The organism is Frankia sp. CoWAU3 (assembly GCF_977971855.1).
Window position 1 is genome coordinate 1,831 of the sequence record NZ_CDWWXB010000334.1, and the last position, 894, is coordinate 2,724.

General features: G+C 68.5%; 1 protein-coding gene. It reads left to right on the top strand.

Features of this window, described 5'->3' with window-relative positions; all coding sequences use genetic code 11:
- The coding region (locus AC08ON_RS18090; protein ID WP_476617435.1) for a tetratricopeptide repeat protein at positions 1 to 515 on the top strand (515 nt) is incomplete at its 5' end.
- Between the last annotated feature and the right edge of the window lie 379 nt (positions 516 to 894).

Below are 894 nucleotides of genomic sequence, written 5' to 3' on the forward strand. Positions count from 1 at the left end.
CCCTGTTCGACGTCGTCTCCACCATCGATCCGAGCACGACCAGCGCGGCGTTCGGGCTGGCCCGATGCCGGACCGATCCGACCGACAAGATCGACGCTTATCTACGGGTCCCTCCGTCGTCCGCCGCCTACACCGCGTCGCGGATCCGCATGATCGGGGTGCTCGTCGGCCTGGCCGCCCGACCAGACCGCGCGGCCTCGGGATCGGCGGCCCTGCATCGGGCGGCGACGATACTGGCCGATCCAAGGCTCGACCTGGGCGAACGACGCCGGGCCGAACTGCACCGTGACCTGTTCACCGCCGCCTTGGCCCTCGTCATGACCTACCCGGCCGCCTACCCGGCCGCGGATGCGCCCCGGCCACCGACCCTGCTCAGTCGGGTCATGGTGGAACGGGACCTCCGCTTCGGGCTGGCCGAGACCTACCGAGAGATGGCCCGGTTGGCCGGTGACCGGGCGAGCCGGGTCCGCCTCGTCGACCAGGCGAACCGCATCCGGCCCCGCACGCTGCTCTGACGGTGGCTTCCTTACTCAGTCAGCTTCCTTGCAGCCGTAACTTCCTTGCTCACAGGCACTGAGAGCTGCGGAGCTCGGCGATATCACCTCCGAAGGTATCCAGCGAACCCTGGCCACCAACCATCTCGCGCCGTACCTGCTGCTGCGCTCGCTGATCGGCCCCATGAGTGACCGGCCAGCGCGCTTCGTCGTGGTCGGCGGCTCACCGGCTCCCGCATCACGGTAAACGGCGCTCATCCGGGCATTATCAGCAAGACGGACTCGGCCGAGATTCCCGCGGCGCACTGCGGGTGTTCAGCGCGATGCTCGATCCGTTCAGGCCTGGCCCCGACGTCGGTACCGATACACCGGCATGGCTCGCGACCAGTCCCGAAATCAA